At 53.8% G+C, this 16,793-nt stretch carries 14 protein-coding genes and 2 tRNA genes; 5 read left to right on the top strand and 11 right to left on the bottom strand.

The window, feature by feature from the left end:
• Positions 1-11: 11 nt before the first annotated feature.
• The 4 genes from infB to CWR52_RS15160 all read right to left on the bottom strand — a co-directional run bounded on the left by infB (position 12) and on the right by CWR52_RS15160 (position 4,991).
• The gene (infB, locus tag CWR52_RS15175) at positions 12-2,699 is read right to left on the bottom strand and encodes a translation initiation factor IF-2 (RefSeq protein ID WP_045910098.1); all 2,688 of its coding nucleotides are present in this window, start codon (positions 2,697-2,699) and stop codon (positions 12-14) included.
• A 24-nt stretch (positions 2,700-2,723) separates the two neighbouring features.
• A complete protein-coding gene (gene nusA, locus CWR52_RS15170) occupies positions 2,724-4,226 on the bottom strand; it encodes a transcription termination factor NusA (protein WP_003861798.1) in 1,503 nt (500 codons plus the stop codon).
• 28 nt (positions 4,227-4,254) lie between these two features.
• Entirely contained in the window at positions 4,255-4,707 is a 453-nt protein-coding gene (gene rimP, locus CWR52_RS15165; RefSeq protein ID WP_014833432.1) for a ribosome maturation factor RimP, read from the bottom strand.
• A 207-nt stretch (positions 4,708-4,914) separates the two neighbouring features.
• Positions 4,915-4,991 (bottom strand) — tRNA-Met (locus tag CWR52_RS15160).
• Positions 4,992-5,278: 287 nt separating this feature from the next.
• On the opposite strand from CWR52_RS15160, the gene argG reads away from it, so the two are divergent.
• Positions 5,279-6,625, top strand: a complete 1,347-nt coding sequence (gene argG, locus CWR52_RS15155) for an argininosuccinate synthase (protein WP_104950018.1) — start codon at positions 5,279-5,281, stop codon at positions 6,623-6,625.
• A gap of 155 nt (positions 6,626-6,780) precedes the next feature.
• On the opposite strand, the gene CWR52_RS15150 is transcribed toward argG, so the two are convergent.
• From CWR52_RS15150 to rlmE, 6 genes are all read right to left on the bottom strand, one after another.
• Positions 6,781-6,867: transfer RNA gene (locus tag CWR52_RS15150), tRNA-Leu, on the bottom strand.
• A gap of 9 nt (positions 6,868-6,876) precedes the next feature.
• The gene (gene secG / locus CWR52_RS15145) at positions 6,877-7,209 is read right to left on the bottom strand and encodes a preprotein translocase subunit SecG (RefSeq protein ID WP_023309338.1); all 333 of its coding nucleotides are present in this window, start codon (positions 7,207-7,209) and stop codon (positions 6,877-6,879) included.
• Between the two features lie 223 nt (positions 7,210-7,432).
• Positions 7,433-8,770, bottom strand: a complete 1,338-nt coding sequence (gene glmM / locus CWR52_RS15140) for a phosphoglucosamine mutase (protein WP_021242257.1) — start codon at positions 8,768-8,770, stop codon at positions 7,433-7,435.
• Positions 8,763-9,611, bottom strand: coding sequence for a dihydropteroate synthase (folP, locus tag CWR52_RS15135; protein ID WP_045910100.1), 849 nt, complete (start codon positions 9,609-9,611; stop codon positions 8,763-8,765). The genes glmM and folP overlap by 8 nt, the downstream gene beginning before the upstream one ends.
• 98 nt (positions 9,612-9,709) lie before the next feature.
• Complete coding sequence (gene ftsH / locus CWR52_RS15130; RefSeq protein ID WP_013098921.1) at positions 9,710-11,644, bottom strand: ATP-dependent zinc metalloprotease FtsH; 1,935 nt, start codon at positions 11,642-11,644, stop codon at positions 9,710-9,712.
• Between the two features lie 102 nt (positions 11,645-11,746).
• Positions 11,747-12,373: a 23S rRNA (uridine(2552)-2'-O)-methyltransferase RlmE gene (gene rlmE / locus CWR52_RS15125; RefSeq protein ID WP_003861812.1), complete on the bottom strand. Its 627-nt coding sequence runs from the start codon at positions 12,371-12,373 to the stop codon at positions 11,747-11,749.
• 127 nt (positions 12,374-12,500) lie between these two features.
• On the opposite strand from rlmE, the gene yhbY reads away from it, so the two are divergent.
• The gene (gene yhbY, locus CWR52_RS15120; RefSeq protein ID WP_003861814.1) at positions 12,501-12,794 is read left to right on the top strand and encodes a ribosome assembly RNA-binding protein YhbY; all 294 of its coding nucleotides are present in this window, start codon (positions 12,501-12,503) and stop codon (positions 12,792-12,794) included.
• Positions 12,795-12,945: 151 nt separating this feature from the next.
• Here yhbY and greA read toward each other — a convergent pair whose 3' ends face one another.
• Complete coding sequence (greA, locus tag CWR52_RS15115; RefSeq protein ID WP_014171793.1) at positions 12,946-13,422, bottom strand: transcription elongation factor GreA; 477 nt, start codon at positions 13,420-13,422, stop codon at positions 12,946-12,948.
• Positions 13,423-13,651: 229 nt separating this feature from the next.
• Between greA and dacB the strand changes: the two genes are divergently transcribed.
• Genes dacB through pmrB form a run of 3 tightly spaced genes read left to right on the top strand, consistent with a single transcriptional unit; the run spans position 13,652 to position 16,790 of the window.
• On the top strand, positions 13,652-15,085 hold the full coding sequence (gene dacB / locus CWR52_RS15110; RefSeq protein WP_021242259.1) for a serine-type D-Ala-D-Ala carboxypeptidase: 1,434 nt from the start codon (positions 13,652-13,654) through the stop codon (positions 15,083-15,085).
• 2 nt (positions 15,086-15,087) lie between these two features.
• Positions 15,088-15,750, top strand: a complete 663-nt coding sequence (gene pmrA, locus CWR52_RS15105; RefSeq protein ID WP_104950017.1) for a two-component system response regulator PmrA — start codon at positions 15,088-15,090, stop codon at positions 15,748-15,750.
• Complete coding sequence (pmrB, locus tag CWR52_RS15100; RefSeq protein ID WP_104950016.1) at positions 15,747-16,790, top strand: two-component system sensor histidine kinase PmrB; 1,044 nt, start codon at positions 15,747-15,749, stop codon at positions 16,788-16,790. The genes pmrA and pmrB overlap by 4 nt, the downstream gene beginning before the upstream one ends.
• Positions 16,791-16,793: the final 3 nt, after the last annotated feature.

Here is a 16,793-nt window from a genome sequence, read left to right as displayed (position 1 = left end):
GCCGACGAAGATTAAGCGATGGTACGCTGAATTTCGATGATCTCGAACACTTCGATCATATCGCCAACGCGAACGTCGTTGTAGTTCTTCACGCCGATACCACATTCCATGCCGTTACGGACTTCGTTAACGTCATCTTTGAAGCGGCGCAGGGATTCCAGCTCGCCTTCGTAGATAACCACGTTGTCACGCAGTACGCGGATTGGGTTGTGACGCTTGATGTTACCTTCGGTAACCATACAGCCCGCGATCGCACCGAATTTCGGTGATTTGAACACGTCACGTACTTCAGCCAGACCGATGATCTGCTGTTTCAGCTCAGGAGACAGCATGCCGCTCATCGCTGCTTTCACTTCGTCGATCAGGTTATAGATGACGGAGTAGTAACGCAGATCCAGACTTTCGGATTCAATCACTTTACGCGCAGACGCATCCGCACGAACGTTGAAGCCAACCAGGATAGCGTTGGACGCAGCAGCCAGGGTTGCGTCGGTTTCGGTGATACCACCTACGCCAGAACCGATGATCTTCACTTTCACTTCGTCGGTAGACAGTTTCAGTAAGGAGTCGGAGATCGCTTCCACAGAGCCCTGAACGTCGGCTTTCAGCACAATGTTCACTTCGTGAACTTCGCCCTCGGTCATGTTGGCAAACATGTTCTCGAGTTTAGATTTCTGCTGACGAGCCAGTTTAACTTCACGGAATTTGCCCTGACGATACAGTGCCACTTCACGCGCTTTCTTCTCGTCACGCACAACGGTCACTTCGTCACCGGCAGCCGGAACACCGGACAGACCCAGGATTTCCACTGGAATGGACGGACCCGCTTCCAGCACTTCCTGACCCAGTTCGTTACGCATCGCACGAACGCGACCGTATTCGAAACCGCACAGAACGATATCGCCTTTATGCAGCGTACCTTCACGAACCAGAACGGTAGCAACCGGGCCACGTCCTTTATCCAGGAAGGATTCGATAACCGCACCGCTCGCCATACCGTTACGGATGGCTTTCAGCTCCAGAACTTCGGCCTGCAGCAGGATCGCGTCCAGCAGTTCGTCGATACCGGTACCCGCTTTCGCAGACACGTGTACGAACTGGCTTTCGCCGCCCCACTCTTCCGGCAGGATACCGTACTGGGAAAGTTCGTTTTTAACACGATCGGGATCCGCTTCTGGCTTATCGATCTTGTTCACGGCAACCACAACCGGCACACCGGCAGCTTTCGCGTGCTGGATAGCTTCGATGGTCTGCGGCATGACGCCGTCGTCCGCCGCAACAACCAGAACAACGATATCCGTCGCCTGAGCACCACGAGCACGCATAGAGGTAAACGCGGCGTGGCCCGGGGTATCCAGGAAGGTGATCATACCGTTGTCAGTTTCTACGTGGTATGCACCGATGTGCTGGGTAATACCACCCGCTTCGCCAGAGGCAACCTTGGTAGAGCGAATGTAGTCAAGCAGAGAGGTCTTACCGTGGTCAACGTGACCCATGATGGTCACTACCGGTGCGCGCGGTTCTGCCGCAGCACCTGTGTCACGGTCGCTCATTACTGCTTCTTCCAGCTCGTTTTCACGACGCAGGATAACTTTGTGGCCCATCTCTTCCGCAACCAGTTGCGCAGTTTCCTGATCGATCACCTGGTTGATGGTTGCCATCGCGCCCAGCTTCATCATTGCTTTGATGACCTGAGAGCCTTTAACCGCCATCTTGTTCGCCAGTTCGCCAACGGTAATGGTTTCGCCGATCACAACGTCACGGTTAACGGCCTGAGCCGGCTTCTGGAAGCCCTGCTGCAGAGCGGAACCTTTACGCTTTCCGCCTTTACCACCGCGAACAGCCGCGCGGGCTTCTTCACGGTCAGCTTTGGATTCCGCGTGCTTGTTACCTTTTTTCGCCGGACGCGCTGCTTTTGCATTACGACCACGGCCACGGCCGCCTTCTACTTCACGGTCGTTATCATCTTCAGCCTGACGTGCGTGCTGAGAAGTGGTCACGTGATAGTCGCTGGTGTCTTCAGACTGCTCAGCGGTATCAACACCGTTCTTCTCATTTTCTTCAGCCATACGACGCGCTTCTTCGGCGACGCGGCGAGCTTCTTCTTCCAGCTTACGGCGGGCTTCTTCTTCCGCTTTACGCTTCAGCTCGGCAGCTTCATTTTCACGGCGGGCTTTTTCAGCCTGGGCGGTTTTGGTCATTTCGTCTGTCTGTTGATTGCTCACTTTGTCTTTTTCCGCAGCGTCACGCTTCACTTTATCACTTGCGTCGCGTTTCGCTTTTTCTGCGGCCTCACGTTCAGCTTTTAATTCTGCTTCACGTTTGGCGGCTGCTTCCGCCTCACGCTGAGCTTGTTCTTCCGCTTCACGCTGTGCCTGCTCTTCCGCGGCAAGGCGTTCTGCCTCTTGCGGATCACGTTTTACAAAGGTGCGCGTCTTGCGGACTTCAATTTGTACCGATTTGCTTTTGCCACCGGTACCAGGGATGTTTAACGTGCTGCGCGTTTTGCGCTGCAGCGTTAACTTGTCAGGCGTAGAGCCGTGTTCACGGTTCAGGTGCGTTAACAAGGTTTGTTTTTCTTGCGCGGTCACCGAGTCATCAGCGGACTTCGGGATCCCTGCATCAGCAAATTGCTGTACCAGGCGGTCCACGGAGGTCTGAATCTCAGCAGCCAGCGATTTTACAGTTACATCAGTCATGCTGTTCCTTCCTGCTACAGTTTATTACGCTTCGTCGCCGAACCAGCAAATATTACGTGCGGCCATGATGAGCTCGCCGGCTTTCTCGTCGGTTAAACCTTCGATATCAGCCAGGTCATCAACGCCTTGCTCAGCGAGATCTTCCAGCGTACAAACACCACGGGCAGCCAGCTTGAACGCAATCGCACGATCAAGACCTTCCAGATTCAGCAGGTCATCAGCCGGCTTCTTATCGCCAAGGCTTTCTTCCTGAGCCAGTGCCAGGGTGGTCAGTGCGTTTTTAGCGCGTTCACGCAGGGCTTCAACGGTTGGTTCATCCAGACCGTCAATTTCCAGCAGCTCTTTCATTGGCACATAGGCCAGTTCTTCCAGCGTAGAGAAACCTTCTTCAACCAGAACAGTGGCGAAGTCTTCGTCAATATCGAGGTATTTGGTGAAGGTATCGATCGCCGCATGGGCTTCAGCCTGATGCTTAGCCTGCAGGTCATCAACGGTCATGACGTTGAGTTCCCAGCCGCTCAGCTGTGACGCCAGGCGTACGTTCTGACCGTTACGGCCGATTGCCTGCGCCAGGTTGCCCGCTTCAACAGCGATATCCATGGTGTGTTTGTCTTCGTCAACAACGATAGACGCCACATCAGCCGGAGCCATTGCGTTGATCACGAACTGCGCCGGGTTGTCATCCCACAGAACGATATCAATACGTTCGCCGCCCAGCTCAGTAGAGACTGCCTGGACACGCGCACCGCGCATACCGACGCAAGCACCGACCGGGTCGATACGCTTGTCGTTGGTTTTCACCGCAATTTTCGCACGGGAGCCCGGATCGCGAGCCGCCGCTTTAATCTCAATAACTTCTTCACCGATTTCCGGTACTTCGATACGGAACAGTTCTACCAGCATTTCTGGTTTAGAACGGGTCACGAAGAGCTGTGCACCACGCGCTTCAGGGCGAACGGCGTACAGTACACCGCGAATACGGTCGCCTGGGCGGAAGTTTTCACGCGGCAGCATATCTTCACGCAGGATCACGGCTTCAGCGTTACCCGGCAACCCTTCGGATTTGATCTCCAGGGAGATGTTGTCGCGGTTCACTTTCTTCACCACGCCGGTGATGATTTCGCCTTCCTGATCGCGGAACTGATCGACAACCAGCGCGCGCTCGGCTTCGCGCACTTTCTGCACGATAACCTGTTTAGCGGTCTGGGTGGTGATACGGTCGAAGGTCACAGATTCAATCTGATCTTCAACGTAGTCACCCACGTTCAGACTTTCGTCTTCAAAACGGGCGGCTTCCAGCGTGATCTCTTTGGTCGGCTGGGTCACTTCTTCAACGATTACCCAACGACGGAATGTATCGAAGTCACCGCTTTTACGATCGATTTCTACGCGAACATCGATCTCTTGTTCGTATTTTTTCTTGGTTGCTGTAGCCAGTGCACTTTCCAGCGCTTCAAAAATCTTCTCACGCGGCAGTGATTTCTCGTTGGAGACGGCTTCAACAACAGCCAAAATTTCTTTGTTCATCGCGGGCTTTTCACCTCAATCCAGACTGTTAAAAGTGGGGAACCAGGTTCGCCTTCTGGATATTACTCAGCGCGAACACTTCATCTTTGCCTTCGACTGTTACCGTGATCATTTCACCATCAACGGCTTTGATAATTCCCTGCCATTTACGGCGGTTCTGTACGGCCATACGCAGAACGAGAGCCACTTCTTCACCGGTAAAGCGCACATAGTGCTCGGCCGTGAACATCGGGCGATCGAGGCCAGGTGAGGAAACTTCCAGGTTGTACGCAACGGTAATTGGGTCTTCAACATCAAGAACCGCACTCACCTGGTGGCTGACATCAGCACAATCATCAACATTGATGCCATCTTCACTATCAATATAGATGCGCAGCGTCGATGTACGGCCGCGAACGAATTCGATGCCGACCAGTTCGTAGCCCAGTGCTTCGACCGGTGCAGTAATCATCTCTGTTAATTTTTGCTCTAATGTGGACAAGCCCACCCCCAAGACATAAAAAAAGGGCGTAAAGCCCAGTTATTCTGTAGTCAGATAACAAAAAACCCCGATAAATCGGGGCTTTAGATAACTGAACCCTATAGCCACAACTGTGGCCTGGAGCACTTTCCTAAAGAATTTTTTCAAATCCAGCTACGAAGGCTCTAAGTCTTCACAGTATATTTGAAAAAGAACTTTATGGGAAAGTGGTTGCGGGGGCCGGATTTGAACCGACGACCTTCGGGTTATGAGCCCGACGAGCTACCAGGCTGCTCCACCCCGCGCCTGAAACGTGGCAAATTCTACGCGTTTTGGACAGAATTTGCAAATAATGCTGGGATTTGGTACCGAAGACGGGACGTAAAATCGGCGTTTAGTATATTGATAGTTGACCCCACCTGTCAAGGCGACTTCCGCCAGATCGATCAGACCAAAATTTTTACAAAAAACGCACGAGTCTCTTCCGGTCTTCGCCAAAAGATGATTAAATGAATACTCACTTATTTTGCATAAAAATGCACAAGAGAGCGAAAGTGGTCTCTAATCAGTCAATCAAGCAGGGTTTTATTCTATGACGACGATTCTCAAGCATCTTCCGGTAGGACAACGTATTGGCATCGCTTTCTCAGGTGGCCTGGATACCAGTGCTGCACTGCTGTGGATGCGCCAGAAGGGAGCGGTTCCGTATGCCTATACTGCGAACCTGGGTCAGCCGGATGAGGACGATTATGATGCTATTCCTCGTCGCGCGAAAGAGTATGGTGCAGAGAACGCGCGCCTGATTGACTGCCGTAAGCAACTGGTCGCGGAAGGTATCGCGGCGATTCAGTGTGGTGCATTCCATAACACCACCGGCGGCCTGACCTATTTCAACACCACTCCGCTGGGCCGTGCGGTGACCGGCACCATGCTGGTTGCCGCCATGAAAGAAGACGGCGTTAACATCTGGGGTGACGGCAGTACCTATAAAGGAAACGATATCGAACGTTTCTATCGTTATGGCCTGCTGACCAACGCCGAACTGCAGATTTACAAACCGTGGCTGGATACCGACTTCATCGACGAGCTGGGTGGTCGTCATGAGATGTCCGAGTTTATGATCGCCTGCGGTTTTGACTATAAGATGTCCGTCGAGAAAGCCTACTCCACCGACTCCAACATGCTGGGTGCGACGCACGAAGCGAAAGACCTGGAATTCCTGAACTCCAGCGTGAAGATCGTTAACCCGATCATGGGCGTGAAGTTCTGGGACGATAACGTGAAGATCCCGGCAGAAGAAGTGACCGTACGTTTCGAACGCGGTCATCCGGTTGCGCTGAACGGCAAAACCTTCTCTGACGATGTGGAGCTGATGCTGGAAGCAAACCGCATCGGCGGTCGTCATGGTCTGGGCATGAGCGATCAGATTGAAAACCGTATCATCGAAGCGAAAAGCCGTGGCATCTATGAAGCCCCGGGGATGGCGCTGCTGCACATCGCTTACGAGCGTCTGCTGACCGGCATTCACAACGAAGACACCATTGAGCAGTATCACTCTCATGGCCGTCAGTTGGGCAAACTGCTGTATCAGGGCCGCTGGTTCGATCCGCAGGCGCTGATGCTGCGTGATGCGCTGCAGCGTTGGGTGGCGAGTGCAATCACCGGTGAAGTGACCCTGGAACTGCGTCGCGGTAATGACTACTCCATCCTGAACACCGTGTCTGACAACCTGACCTATAAAGCAGAGCGTCTGACCATGGAGAAAGGTGAATCCGTGTTCTCACCGGACGATCGTATTGGCCAGCTGACCATGCGTAATCTGGACATCACCGATACCCGTGAGAAGCTGTTCAACTATGTTGAGAATGGCCTGCTCTCTGCGAATTCAGGTAACGGCCTGCCGCAGGTTGAGAATCTGGAGAATAGCGATAAGAAGTAATCGCTGATGTAACATGCGAAAGGCGTCCTGGGGACGCCTTTTTTATTTGAACTTTCGTAGGGCGGGTGGCGCTGCGCTTACCCGCCCTACGAAAAACAACACATAATCTACAGACGAAAAAAAAGACGTCTTTCGACGTCTTTCTTCTGGAATATTGGTACCGAGGATGGGACTCGAACCCACAAGCCCGTTAGGGCACTACCACCTCAAGGTAGCGTGTCTACCAATTCCACCACCTCGGTACAGAATACTTAGTGCGGGATATCGCTGGTTGGCTTAGCCGGTGCAGCTGGCTGAGTCTGCTCAGTTTTCGCTGGCGCGCTCAGGTTTTCCCACTCGCTTCCTTTGCTGGTCTTGTTGCTGTTGATATTGCCAAGCACCAGGCTGATGATGAAGAACAGCGTAGCCAGAATCGCCGTAGTGCGGGTCATGAAGTTCGCAGAACCACTTGAACCAAACAGCGTACCGGAAGCGCCTGCTCCGAAGGAGGCTCCCATATCAGCGCCTTTACCTTGCTGCAGCATAATCAGCGCTACGAGAGCGATGGCTACAATAAGGAAAACAACTAAAAGAGCTTCGTACATAATCAACCTGTTCCTTGCGGATTTGCCGCATACCAATGCTTCGACCAATTAGCAGGATTTTTGTTTCCCACTGAAGCGGGTGTGAATACTAACCAAAGCGAATCACCTTCGCAAGGGCATTTTCGACGCATTGTATCAACTGCGGAAAAAAACAGCAAAAAGCCATTAATTGCTTAAAACAAAGGCGGCAAACGCCGCCTTTTTAAACATTTAGCGTGCAAGATTATGCAGCTTTTACGGCATCCGCAATACGGTGCGCAAATTCGGTTACCTGCGCTTCGTCTTCGCCTTCCACCATCACGCGGATCAGCGGTTCGGTACCAGACTTACGCAGCAGCACGCGTCCACGGCTGCCGAGGGCTGCTTCAACATCCGCCATCACCGCTTTCACGTTCTCATTTTCCAGCGGGTCGCCTTTGCCGGCAGTAAAACGTACGTTGACCAGAATCTGCGGGAACATTTTCATGCCGCTGCACAGATCGTGCAGGCTCATATGGTTGCGCGCCATCGCGGCAACCACCTGCAGCGCAGCCACAATGCCGTCACCGGTAGTGGTTTTGTCGAGCAGGATCACGTGACCTGAGTTCTCCGCGCCGATACGCCAGCCCTTCTCCTGCAATTTTTCCAGCACATAGCGGTCACCCACTTTGGCGCGAACGAACGGAATACCGAGCTGTTTCAGCGCCAGTTCCAGGCCCATGTTACTCATCAGCGTCCCGACCGCACCGCCGCGCAGCTGACCCTGACGCAGACCTTCACGCGCAATAATGTAGAGGATCTGGTCGCCGTCGACCTTGTTACCTTCGTGATCAACCATGATCACGCGGTCACCGTCGCCGTCCAGCGCAATGCCCAGATCGGCTTTTTCTGCCAGAACGCGCGCCTGCAGGGCACGAACGTCCGTCGCACCGACCTGCTCGTTGATGTTCAGACCATCCGGCTCACAGCCAATGGCGATCACTTTCGCACCGAGCTCGCGGAAGACATTCGGGGCGATGTGATAGGTCGCGCCATTTGCGCAGTCCACCACAATTTTGAGGTGCGCCAGGCTCAGCTCATTCGGGAAGGTGCCTTTACAGAATTCGATATAGCGACCCGCCGCATCAACGATACGGTTCGCTTTACCCAGCTCTGCGGAATCAACACAGGTGATCTCTTTTTCCATTTCAGCTTCAATGGCTTCTTCCACCTCATCCGGCAGCTTGGTGCCATCAATAGAGAAGAATTTAATGCCGTTGTCGTAGAACGGGTTATGAGAGGCCGAGATAACAATCCCCGCTTCCGCACGGAAGGTGCGCGTCAGATACGCGACCGCAGGCGTTGGCATTGGGCCTGTAAAAGAGGCGGACAGTCCAGCCGCCGCCAGACCCGCTTCCAGCGCGGATTCCAGCATATAGCCGGAAATACGGGTGTCTTTACCGATGATAATTTTACGTGAGCCATGACGCGCCAGAACCTTGCCGGCAGCCCAGCCGAGCTTCAGGACAAAATCAGGGGTGATGGGAGCATCGCCTACGCGCCCGCGGATACCGTCGGTACCAAAATATTTACGATTACTCATAGCGTTTGTTTTCCTTCGCTGCCAGTGTGGCTTCCACCACACGCATGGCTTCTACTGTTTCTTTGACGTCATGGACACGAATAATGTGCGCGCCCTGCATCGCCGCAATCACCGCGCAGGCCAGGCTGCCGCTCAGGCGTTCGCTCGGGCCTACATTCAGCAACTGGCCAATCATCGATTTCCTCGACATCCCCACCAGCAGCGGCAGGCCAAAGTGATGAAATTCCGATAAGCGCGCAAGCAGCGCATAGTTGTGGGAGAGATTTTTACCGAAACCGAACCCCGGGTCGAGCAGCAATTTCTCTTTTGGGATGCCTGCACGTTCACAGCGTTCGATATGCTCAATAAAGAAGCGATTTACGTCGGCAAAAACGTCGTCATACTTCGGCGCGTCCTGCATGGTTTTCGGCTGCCCTTGCATGTGCATCAGGCAAACCGGCAGTCCGGTTTCCGCTGCCGCCTCAATCGCCCCCGGCTCGGTAAGTGAACGAATATCATTTATAATGTGAGCGCCCACTCTCGCCACTTCACGGATTACTTCGGGTTTGGAGGTATCCACGGAGATCCATACTTCAAACCGCTGCGCGATAGCTTCAACCACCGGCACCACGCGCGCCAGCTCTTCTTCCACAGACACGTCCGCCGCACCGGGACGCGTCGATTCGCCGCCAACGTCAATGATGGTGGCACCCGCATTGATCATTAAATTCGCGTGCTTAACCGCCTCGATAAGCGTGTTATGCGTGCCACCGTCAGAGAAGGAGTCAGGGGTAACATTCAGGATCCCCATCACATGGGGATGTGAAAGATCGAGATGCGAGTCCTGAGCGAATAATTTCATGGCGAAATCCCTGATATCTAAATGGTTAAACAGAAATGAAAAACCCCGGAGCAAGCTCCAGGGTTTGAGTTAGAGACAAACGCTTCAACAGCAGTGACTTACTTATCGCCCAACTGTTCTGACATGGTGTTGCCCGGGTTTGGCGTACGCGGTTCATCAACCGGACGCGGCGCACGTGGGGTGCCATTGTTGTCAGAGTTATTGGAAGCACCTGGGTCTTCCCAGCCTGCTGGCGGACGCACTTCGCGGCGCGCCATCAGGTCGTCAATCTGCGGTGCATCGATGGTCTCATATTTCATGAGCGCATCTTTCATGGAATGCAGAATGTCCATGTTGTCATTCAGGATCTGACGCGCACGACCGTAGTTACGTTCAATCAGCGCTTTCACTTCCTGGTCGATGATACGTGCCGTCTCATCGGACATATGTTTTGCTTTCGCCACAGAGCGGCCCAGGAACACTTCGCCCTCTTCCTCTGCATACAGCAGCGGACCGAGTTTGTCGGAGAAGCCCCACTGCGTCACCATGTTACGCGCCAGGTTTGTCGCCACTTTAATATCGTTCGACGCACCGGTAGAAACATGTTCCGGACCGTAGATAATCTCTTCGGCCAGACGACCACCGTACAGGGTCGAAATCTGGCTTTCCAGCTTCTGACGGCTGGCGCTGATCGCGTCGCCCTCAGGCAGGAAGAAGGTCACACCCAGCGCACGGCCGCGCGGAATAATCGTTACCTTGTGTACCGGATCGTGTTCCGGCACCAGGCGACCGATAATCGCGTGACCCGCTTCGTGGTAAGCAGTGGACTCTTTCTGCGCTTCCGTCATCACCATGGAGCGACGTTCCGCACCCATCATGATCTTATCTTTCGCTTTCTCGAACTCCACCATCGACACGACGCGCTTGTTACCGCGAGCGGCAAACAGTGCAGCTTCGTTGACCAGGTTAGCCAGATCCGCACCGGAGAAGCCCGGGGTACCGCGCGCAATGATGGCCGCGTCGATATCTGGCGCCAGCGGTACGCGACGCATGTGAACTTTCAGAATCTGTTCACGACCGCGAACATCCGGCAGACCGACAACAACCTGACGGTCGAAACGGCCTGGACGCAACAGCGCCGGGTCAAGTACGTCCGGACGGTTAGTTGCCGCGATAACGATAATACCTTCGTTACCTTCGAAGCCGTCCATCTCAACCAGCATCTGGTTCAGCGTCTGTTCACGTTCATCGTGACCACCGCCCAGGCCTGCGCCACGCTGGCGTCCTACGGCGTCGATTTCATCGATGAAGATAATGCACGGTGCTGCCTTCTTGGCCTGTTCGAACATGTCACGCACACGAGATGCACCGACACCCACGAACATTTCGACGAAGTCAGAACCTGAAATAGTAAAGAACGGCACCTTCGCTTCACCCGCGATGGCTTTCGCCAGCAGGGTTTTACCGGTACCCGGAGGGCCAACCATCAGCACGCCTTTCGGGATTTTACCGCCCAGTTTCTGGAAACGGCTCGGTTCACGCAGGTATTCAACCAGTTCACCGACCTCTTCTTTCGCTTCGTCACACCCGGCAACGTCCGCAAAAGTGGTCTTGATCTGATCTTCCGTCAACATACGCGCCTTGCTCTTACCGAACGACATGGCACCTTTGCCACCGCCGCCCTGCATCTGGCGCATAAAGAAGATCCAAACGCCGATAAGAAGCAGCATTGGGAACCAGGAAATGAAGATAGAAGCCAGCAGGCTTGGTTCTTCTGGCGGCTCACCTACCACCTTGACGTTTTTAGTCAGAAGGTTATCAAGCAGCTTAGGATCGTTCACCGGGATGTAAGTCGTGTAACGGTTACTATCTTTCTTGGTAACGTTGATCTCACGTCCGTTGATACGCGCTTCGCGAACCTGGTCCTGATTGACCTCCTGCAGGAAGGTAGAATAATCCACCTTGCGGCCATTCGACTCGCTGGGCCCAAAGCTCTGGAATACTGACATCAGCACAACGGCAATGACCAGCCAGAGTATTAGGTTTTTCGCCATGTCACTCAAGGGATTAACCTCATATTACAACTGTGTTAAAAACAGCGTCAGGATACTCTATATCCAGTTTCATTCAAACTTTCGTCTGAAATCTCCCGGTTATCATTTTCGCCCGGTCGCTACAATATACACTTCACGGGAACGGGCCCGGGAAGAGTCCGGCTTACGAACTTTGACCTTCGCAAACAGGGAGCGAATTTCCTTAAGATACTCCTCGAAACCTTCGCCCTGAAACACCTTCACAACAAAACTACCACCAGGCGCTAGTACATCACGACACATTTCTAACGCTAGCTCCACCAGATACATGGCGCGGGGGATATCCACCGCCGGTGTTCCGCACATATTTGGTGCCATATCTGACATGACAACCTGGACCTTACTGTCACCTACACGATCAAGTAACGCTTTCAGCACTAATTCATCACGAAAGTCGCCCTGAAGGAAGTCGACACCGACGATGGGATCCATTGGTAAAAGATCGCACGCGATGATTCGGCCCGTTCCGCCGATCTGCGTGACCGCATACTGGGACCATCCGCCAGGTGCCGCACCGAGGTCAACAACCGTCATCCCCGGCTTAAAAAGTTTGTCACTTTGCTGTATTTCATCAAGTTTAAACCAGGCACGGGAACGCAACCCCTTTTTCTGTGCCTGTTGAACATATTTATCGCTAAAGTGTTCCTGGAGCCAGCGGCTGGAGCTGGCAGAACGCTTTTTACCTGTCATTTAACATTTCCGTCCTGGTTCATCGTTGCTTGCCTGTGACGTAAATTTCTACGCAGCTATTTGGCGATATAAGGGAGATGGCGGTAGAATGAACCGTTTTCAATCCCAACGTAAGCAAAAATATACGATGAATCTGAGTACTAAACAAAAACAGCACCTTAAAGGTCTGGCACATCCGCTCAAGCCTGTAGTGATGCTTGGCAACAATGGTTTGACCGAAGGGGTGCTTGCCGAGATTGAACAAGCGCTGGAACACCACGAGCTGATCAAGGTGAAAATCGCCTCTGAAGACAGAGACACTAAAAACCTGATCGTGGAAGCCATCGTGCGCGAAACCGGCGCCTGTAATGTACAGGTCATCGGTAAAACGCTGGTGCTCTACCGCCCGTCTAAAGAGCGTAAAATCTCGCTGCCACGTTAAGGATATCCTGAATTAAACACATTTTCTGTGTGAAACGAGGGATTTCTGTCAGCAGGCGAGCAAAATGCCATGCTCCTTGAGTTGATAAAAGGCCGCTACGCGGCCTTTTTCTTTTCTTTACAATGTATCAACATCTTAGTAGAGAAGCGAATTACAGGTATTCAACCTTAATAATTTCGTATTCTACTTCACCGCCAGGGGTGCGGATGGTGACAACATCGTCCTGCTCTTTGCCAATCAGGCCGCGAGCAATCGGCGAGTTCACCGAAATCAGGTTCTGTTTGAAGTCAGCTTCATCATCACCCACGATGCGATAGGTCTGCTCTTCGTCGTTGTCCAGGTTCAGCACGGTAACGGTAGAACCAAAGATCACACGGCCATTATTCGGCATCTTAGTGATATCGATAACCTGTGCATTGGACAGCTTTGCTTCGATATCTTTAATACGCCCTTCACAGAAGCCCTGCTGCTCACGCGCGGCGTGGTATTCAGCATTCTCTTTCAGGTCGCCATGCTCGCGCGCATCCGCGATAGCGGCGATGATTTCAGGACGACGCACGGATTTCAGGAAATCCAGCTCTTCGCGCAGTTTTTCGGCACCACGTAAGGTCATCGGAATAGCTTGCATTTGTTATACCTCTTAAACATTCCTGTTGGGAGCAGTGTTCCCTGCTCCTGCCCCCTTTAAGCGGGCAAGAAGCAAAAAGAAAACCGACCCGGGAGCGATGCCCCAGGTCAGCAGCAATTTTTCAATTTGATACGCATTTTACCGCGAAGTTCACTATGGGTCATCGTTTACTTTGCAGTGCCATGCACCGTAGTATGACGGTTTGTTTTCGGGTTGTTAGCGCGAGATTATGCGATTTTCCAGTTTTATCATCGGATTGACTACCAGTATAACGTTCACCGCTCAGGCCGCGAATGTTGATGAGTACATTAATCAGCTTCCCGCAGGGGCGAACCTCGCCCTGATGGTGCAGAAGGTTGGCGCACAGGCTCCCGAGATTGACTATCATAGTCAACAGATGGCGCTGCCTGCCAGTACCCAAAAGGTGATCACCGCCCTCGCCGCCCTGCTCCAGCTCGGGCCTGACTTCCGTTTTACTACCACCCTTGAAACCAAAGGTAACGTCGAGGGTGGCGAACTGAAAGGCGATCTTATCGCCCGTTTTGGCGGCGATCCGACCTTTAAACGCCAGGATATCCGCAATATGGTTGCGGTGCTGAAAAAAACCGGTGTGCAGAAAATTGACGGCAATGTGCTGATCGATACCTCCATCTTTGCCAGCCACGACAAAGCCCCGGGCTGGCCGTGGAACGACATGACGCAGTGCTTTAGCGCCCCGCCCGCCGCCGCGATTGTTGACCGCAACTGCTTCTCGGTTTCGCTTTACAGTGCGCCAAAGCCGGATGATTTAGCGTTTATCCGCATAGCGTCCTACTACCCGGTCACCATGTTTAGCCAGGTTCGCACACTGGCTAAGGGCTCTCCTGATGCCCAGTACTGCGAACTGGATGTGGTGCCAGGCGATCTTAACCGCTTCACGCTGACCGGCTGCCTGACGCAGCGCGCCGATCCGCTGCCGCTGGCCTTTGCGATACAGGATGGCGCAAGCTATGCAGGCGCCATTCTGAAAGATGAACTGAAACAAGCGGGAATAACCTATTCCGGCACCCTGCTTCGTCAGACGCAGGTCAACCAGCCCGGCACGGTCATCGCCAGCAAACAGTCTGCGCCGCTGCACGATTTACTGCGAATAATGCTGAAAAAGTCGGACAACATGATTGCCGACACGGTGTTCCGCATGATTGGTCACGCCCGTTTCGGCGTGCCGGGAACCTGGCGCGCGGGTTCAGACGCGGTTCGGCAGATCCTGCGCCAGCAGGCGGGGATCGATCTGGGTAATACCATCGCCGTCGATGGCTCCGGACTATCGCGCCATAATTTGATCTCTCCGGCCACGATGATGCAGGTGCTTCAGTACATTGCACAACATGACACTGAGCTAAACTTTATTTCAATGCTGCCGCTGGCCGGGCATGACGGTTCACTGCAGTACCGCGCAGGGCTTCACGCTGCGGGCGTGGATGGCAAAGTCTCCGCGAAAACAGGCTCACTGCAGGGGGTTTATAACCTTGCAGGTTTCATCACTACCGCCAGCGGACAGCGCATGGCATTCGTGCAGTATCTTTCCGGCTATGCCGTCGAACCGACCGACCAGCGCAATCGTCGTATTCCACTGGTTCGCTTCGAAAGCAGGCTTTATAAGGACATCTACCAGAATAACTAGCGATGAAACTACTTATAGTTGAAGACGATCTGTTATTGCAGGAAGGGCTGGCGCTGGGGCTGGCCAATGAAGGGTATGCTCTCGACTGTGCAGGCACGGCAGCAGAGGCGGATGCCCTGATCCAGAGCGGCGAATACAGCCTGGTGATCCTCGATTTGGGCTTGCCGGATAAAGACGGCGCCACGCTGCTGAGCCAGTGGCGACGTCGCGGCATCGCCAACCCGGTATTGATCCTGACGGCACGTGATGCCATTGAAGACCGTATCACCGGCCTCGATGCAGGCGCAGACGATTACCTGGTGAAGCCTTTTGCGCTCGCGGAGCTGCAGGCTCGGGTACGAGCGTTGATTCGCCGCTATCAGGGCCATAGTGATAACTTACTGACCGACGGCGATATTACGCTGAATTTGCAAACCCAGCAGGTGCTGCAACAGGATCAAGCCGTAGAGGTGACGCCAAAAGAGTTCGCCTTGCTTACGCGTCTGATTATGCGCAGCGGGCAAACGGTACACCGAGAAACGCTCCAGCAGGATATCTACTCCTGGCAGGACGATCCCGGGTCAAATACCCTTGAGGTCCATATTCATAACCTGCGGCGTAAGCTCGGCAAAGACAGGATCAAAACCGTTCGCGGCGTCGGCTACCGTCTGGAGAGCCAGAAATGAACAGCATGCGTCGGCGTTTGATGGTGCTGCTGGCGGTCATTCTGTTATTTTTCCAGCTGATAAGCGTCATCTGGCTGTGGCATGAAAGCCGTGAACAGATTGGTTTTCTGGTCAACGAAACGCTGTCAGCGAAAGCGCGCAATAATCACGTTGAGAAAGAGATCCGCGAAGCGATTGCCTCGCTGCTGGTCCCTTCCCTGGTGATGGTCGGTTTTACCCTGTTCTTCTCCTTCTGGGCCGTCACCTGGATAACCCGGCCGCTGAATAAGCTCCGCGACAGCCTTGCTAACCGCTCAGCCGATAACTTAACCCCGCTTCCTATGTATTCCGACATGGAAGAAATTGGCGCGGTGACGACCACCCTGAACCAGCTGCTGGCCCGGCTGGATAGCACCATTCAGCAGGAGCGTCTCTTCACCGCAGACGCCGCACACGAGCTGAGAACGCCTCTGGCCGGTATCCGGCTCCATCTGGAGCTGATGTCGCAGTCAGGTGCGCCTCAGGCCGCCACGCTGGTTAGCCGTATCGATCAGCTCATGCATACCGTTGAACAACTGCTGATGCTGGCCCGTGCCGGACAGGCCATGGCGAGCGGCCACTACGAAACCGTGAGCTGGACGGAAAATATCATCGAACCTCTCGGCCTTGGGCATGAAGCCAAAGAGCACACGGTGATTTGGCCCGCTAAAAGCGCGCTCACGGTTCAGGGAGACGCCGTTCTCCTGCGCCTGATGCTGCGCAACCTGCTGGAAAATGCAGGACGCTACAGCCCGGCAGGGACAACGATTACAGTGACGTTAACCGAGGTCGACGGGGGGACGCAGATCAGCGTTATCGATCAGGGCCCGGGGATTGATGAAGCGCACCGGCAGTCCATTACCGAGCCATTCCGCCGTCTTGACCAGCGCTACGGAGGCAGCGGTCTGGGCCTGAGTATCGTACAGCGCATAGTCCAGCTCCACCACGGCAGGCTGACGCTTGAGAATGGCGCTGAAGGCGGTTTAATCGCCAGCTGCTGGCTGCCCGCAACGCTGGAATAAAAA

Origin of the sequence: Enterobacter sp. SGAir0187 (assembly GCF_002952735.2) — a bacterium.
GTDB lineage: Bacteria > Pseudomonadota > Gammaproteobacteria > Enterobacterales > Enterobacteriaceae > Enterobacter > Enterobacter quasiroggenkampii.
The sequence above is the reverse complement of the archived record's forward strand: the minus strand, read 5'-3'. Positions and strand labels throughout refer to the sequence as shown.

Excerpts from the sequence above, each read along its gene's own strand:
- infB (WP_045910098.1), bottom strand. The coding sequence starts at position 2,699 with ATGACTGATGTAACTGTAAAATCGCTGGCTGCTGAGATTCAGACCTCC.
- nusA (WP_003861798.1), bottom strand. The coding sequence starts at position 4,226 with ATGAACAAAGAAATTTTGGCTGTTGTTGAAGCCGTCTCCAACGAGAAA.
- argG (WP_104950018.1), top strand. The coding sequence starts at position 5,279 with ATGACGACGATTCTCAAGCATCTTCCGGTAGGACAACGTATTGGCATC.
- secG (WP_023309338.1), bottom strand. The coding sequence starts at position 7,209 with ATGTACGAAGCTCTTTTAGTTGTTTTCCTTATTGTAGCCATCGCTCTC.
- glmM (WP_021242257.1), bottom strand. The coding sequence starts at position 8,770 with ATGAGTAATCGTAAATATTTTGGTACCGACGGTATCCGCGGGCGCGTA.
- folP (WP_045910100.1), bottom strand. The coding sequence starts at position 9,611 with ATGAAATTATTCGCTCAGGACTCGCATCTCGATCTTTCACATCCCCAT.
- ftsH (WP_013098921.1), bottom strand. The coding sequence starts at position 11,644 with ATGGCGAAAAACCTAATACTCTGGCTGGTCATTGCCGTTGTGCTGATG.
- rlmE (WP_003861812.1), bottom strand. The coding sequence starts at position 12,373 with ATGACAGGTAAAAAGCGTTCTGCCAGCTCCAGCCGCTGGCTCCAGGAA.
- yhbY (WP_003861814.1), top strand. The coding sequence starts at position 12,501 with ATGAATCTGAGTACTAAACAAAAACAGCACCTTAAAGGTCTGGCACAT.
- greA (WP_014171793.1), bottom strand. The coding sequence starts at position 13,422 with ATGCAAGCTATTCCGATGACCTTACGTGGTGCCGAAAAACTGCGCGAA.
- dacB (WP_021242259.1), top strand. The coding sequence starts at position 13,652 with ATGCGATTTTCCAGTTTTATCATCGGATTGACTACCAGTATAACGTTC.
- pmrA (WP_104950017.1), top strand. The coding sequence starts at position 15,088 with ATGAAACTACTTATAGTTGAAGACGATCTGTTATTGCAGGAAGGGCTG.
- pmrB (WP_104950016.1), top strand. The coding sequence starts at position 15,747 with ATGAACAGCATGCGTCGGCGTTTGATGGTGCTGCTGGCGGTCATTCTG.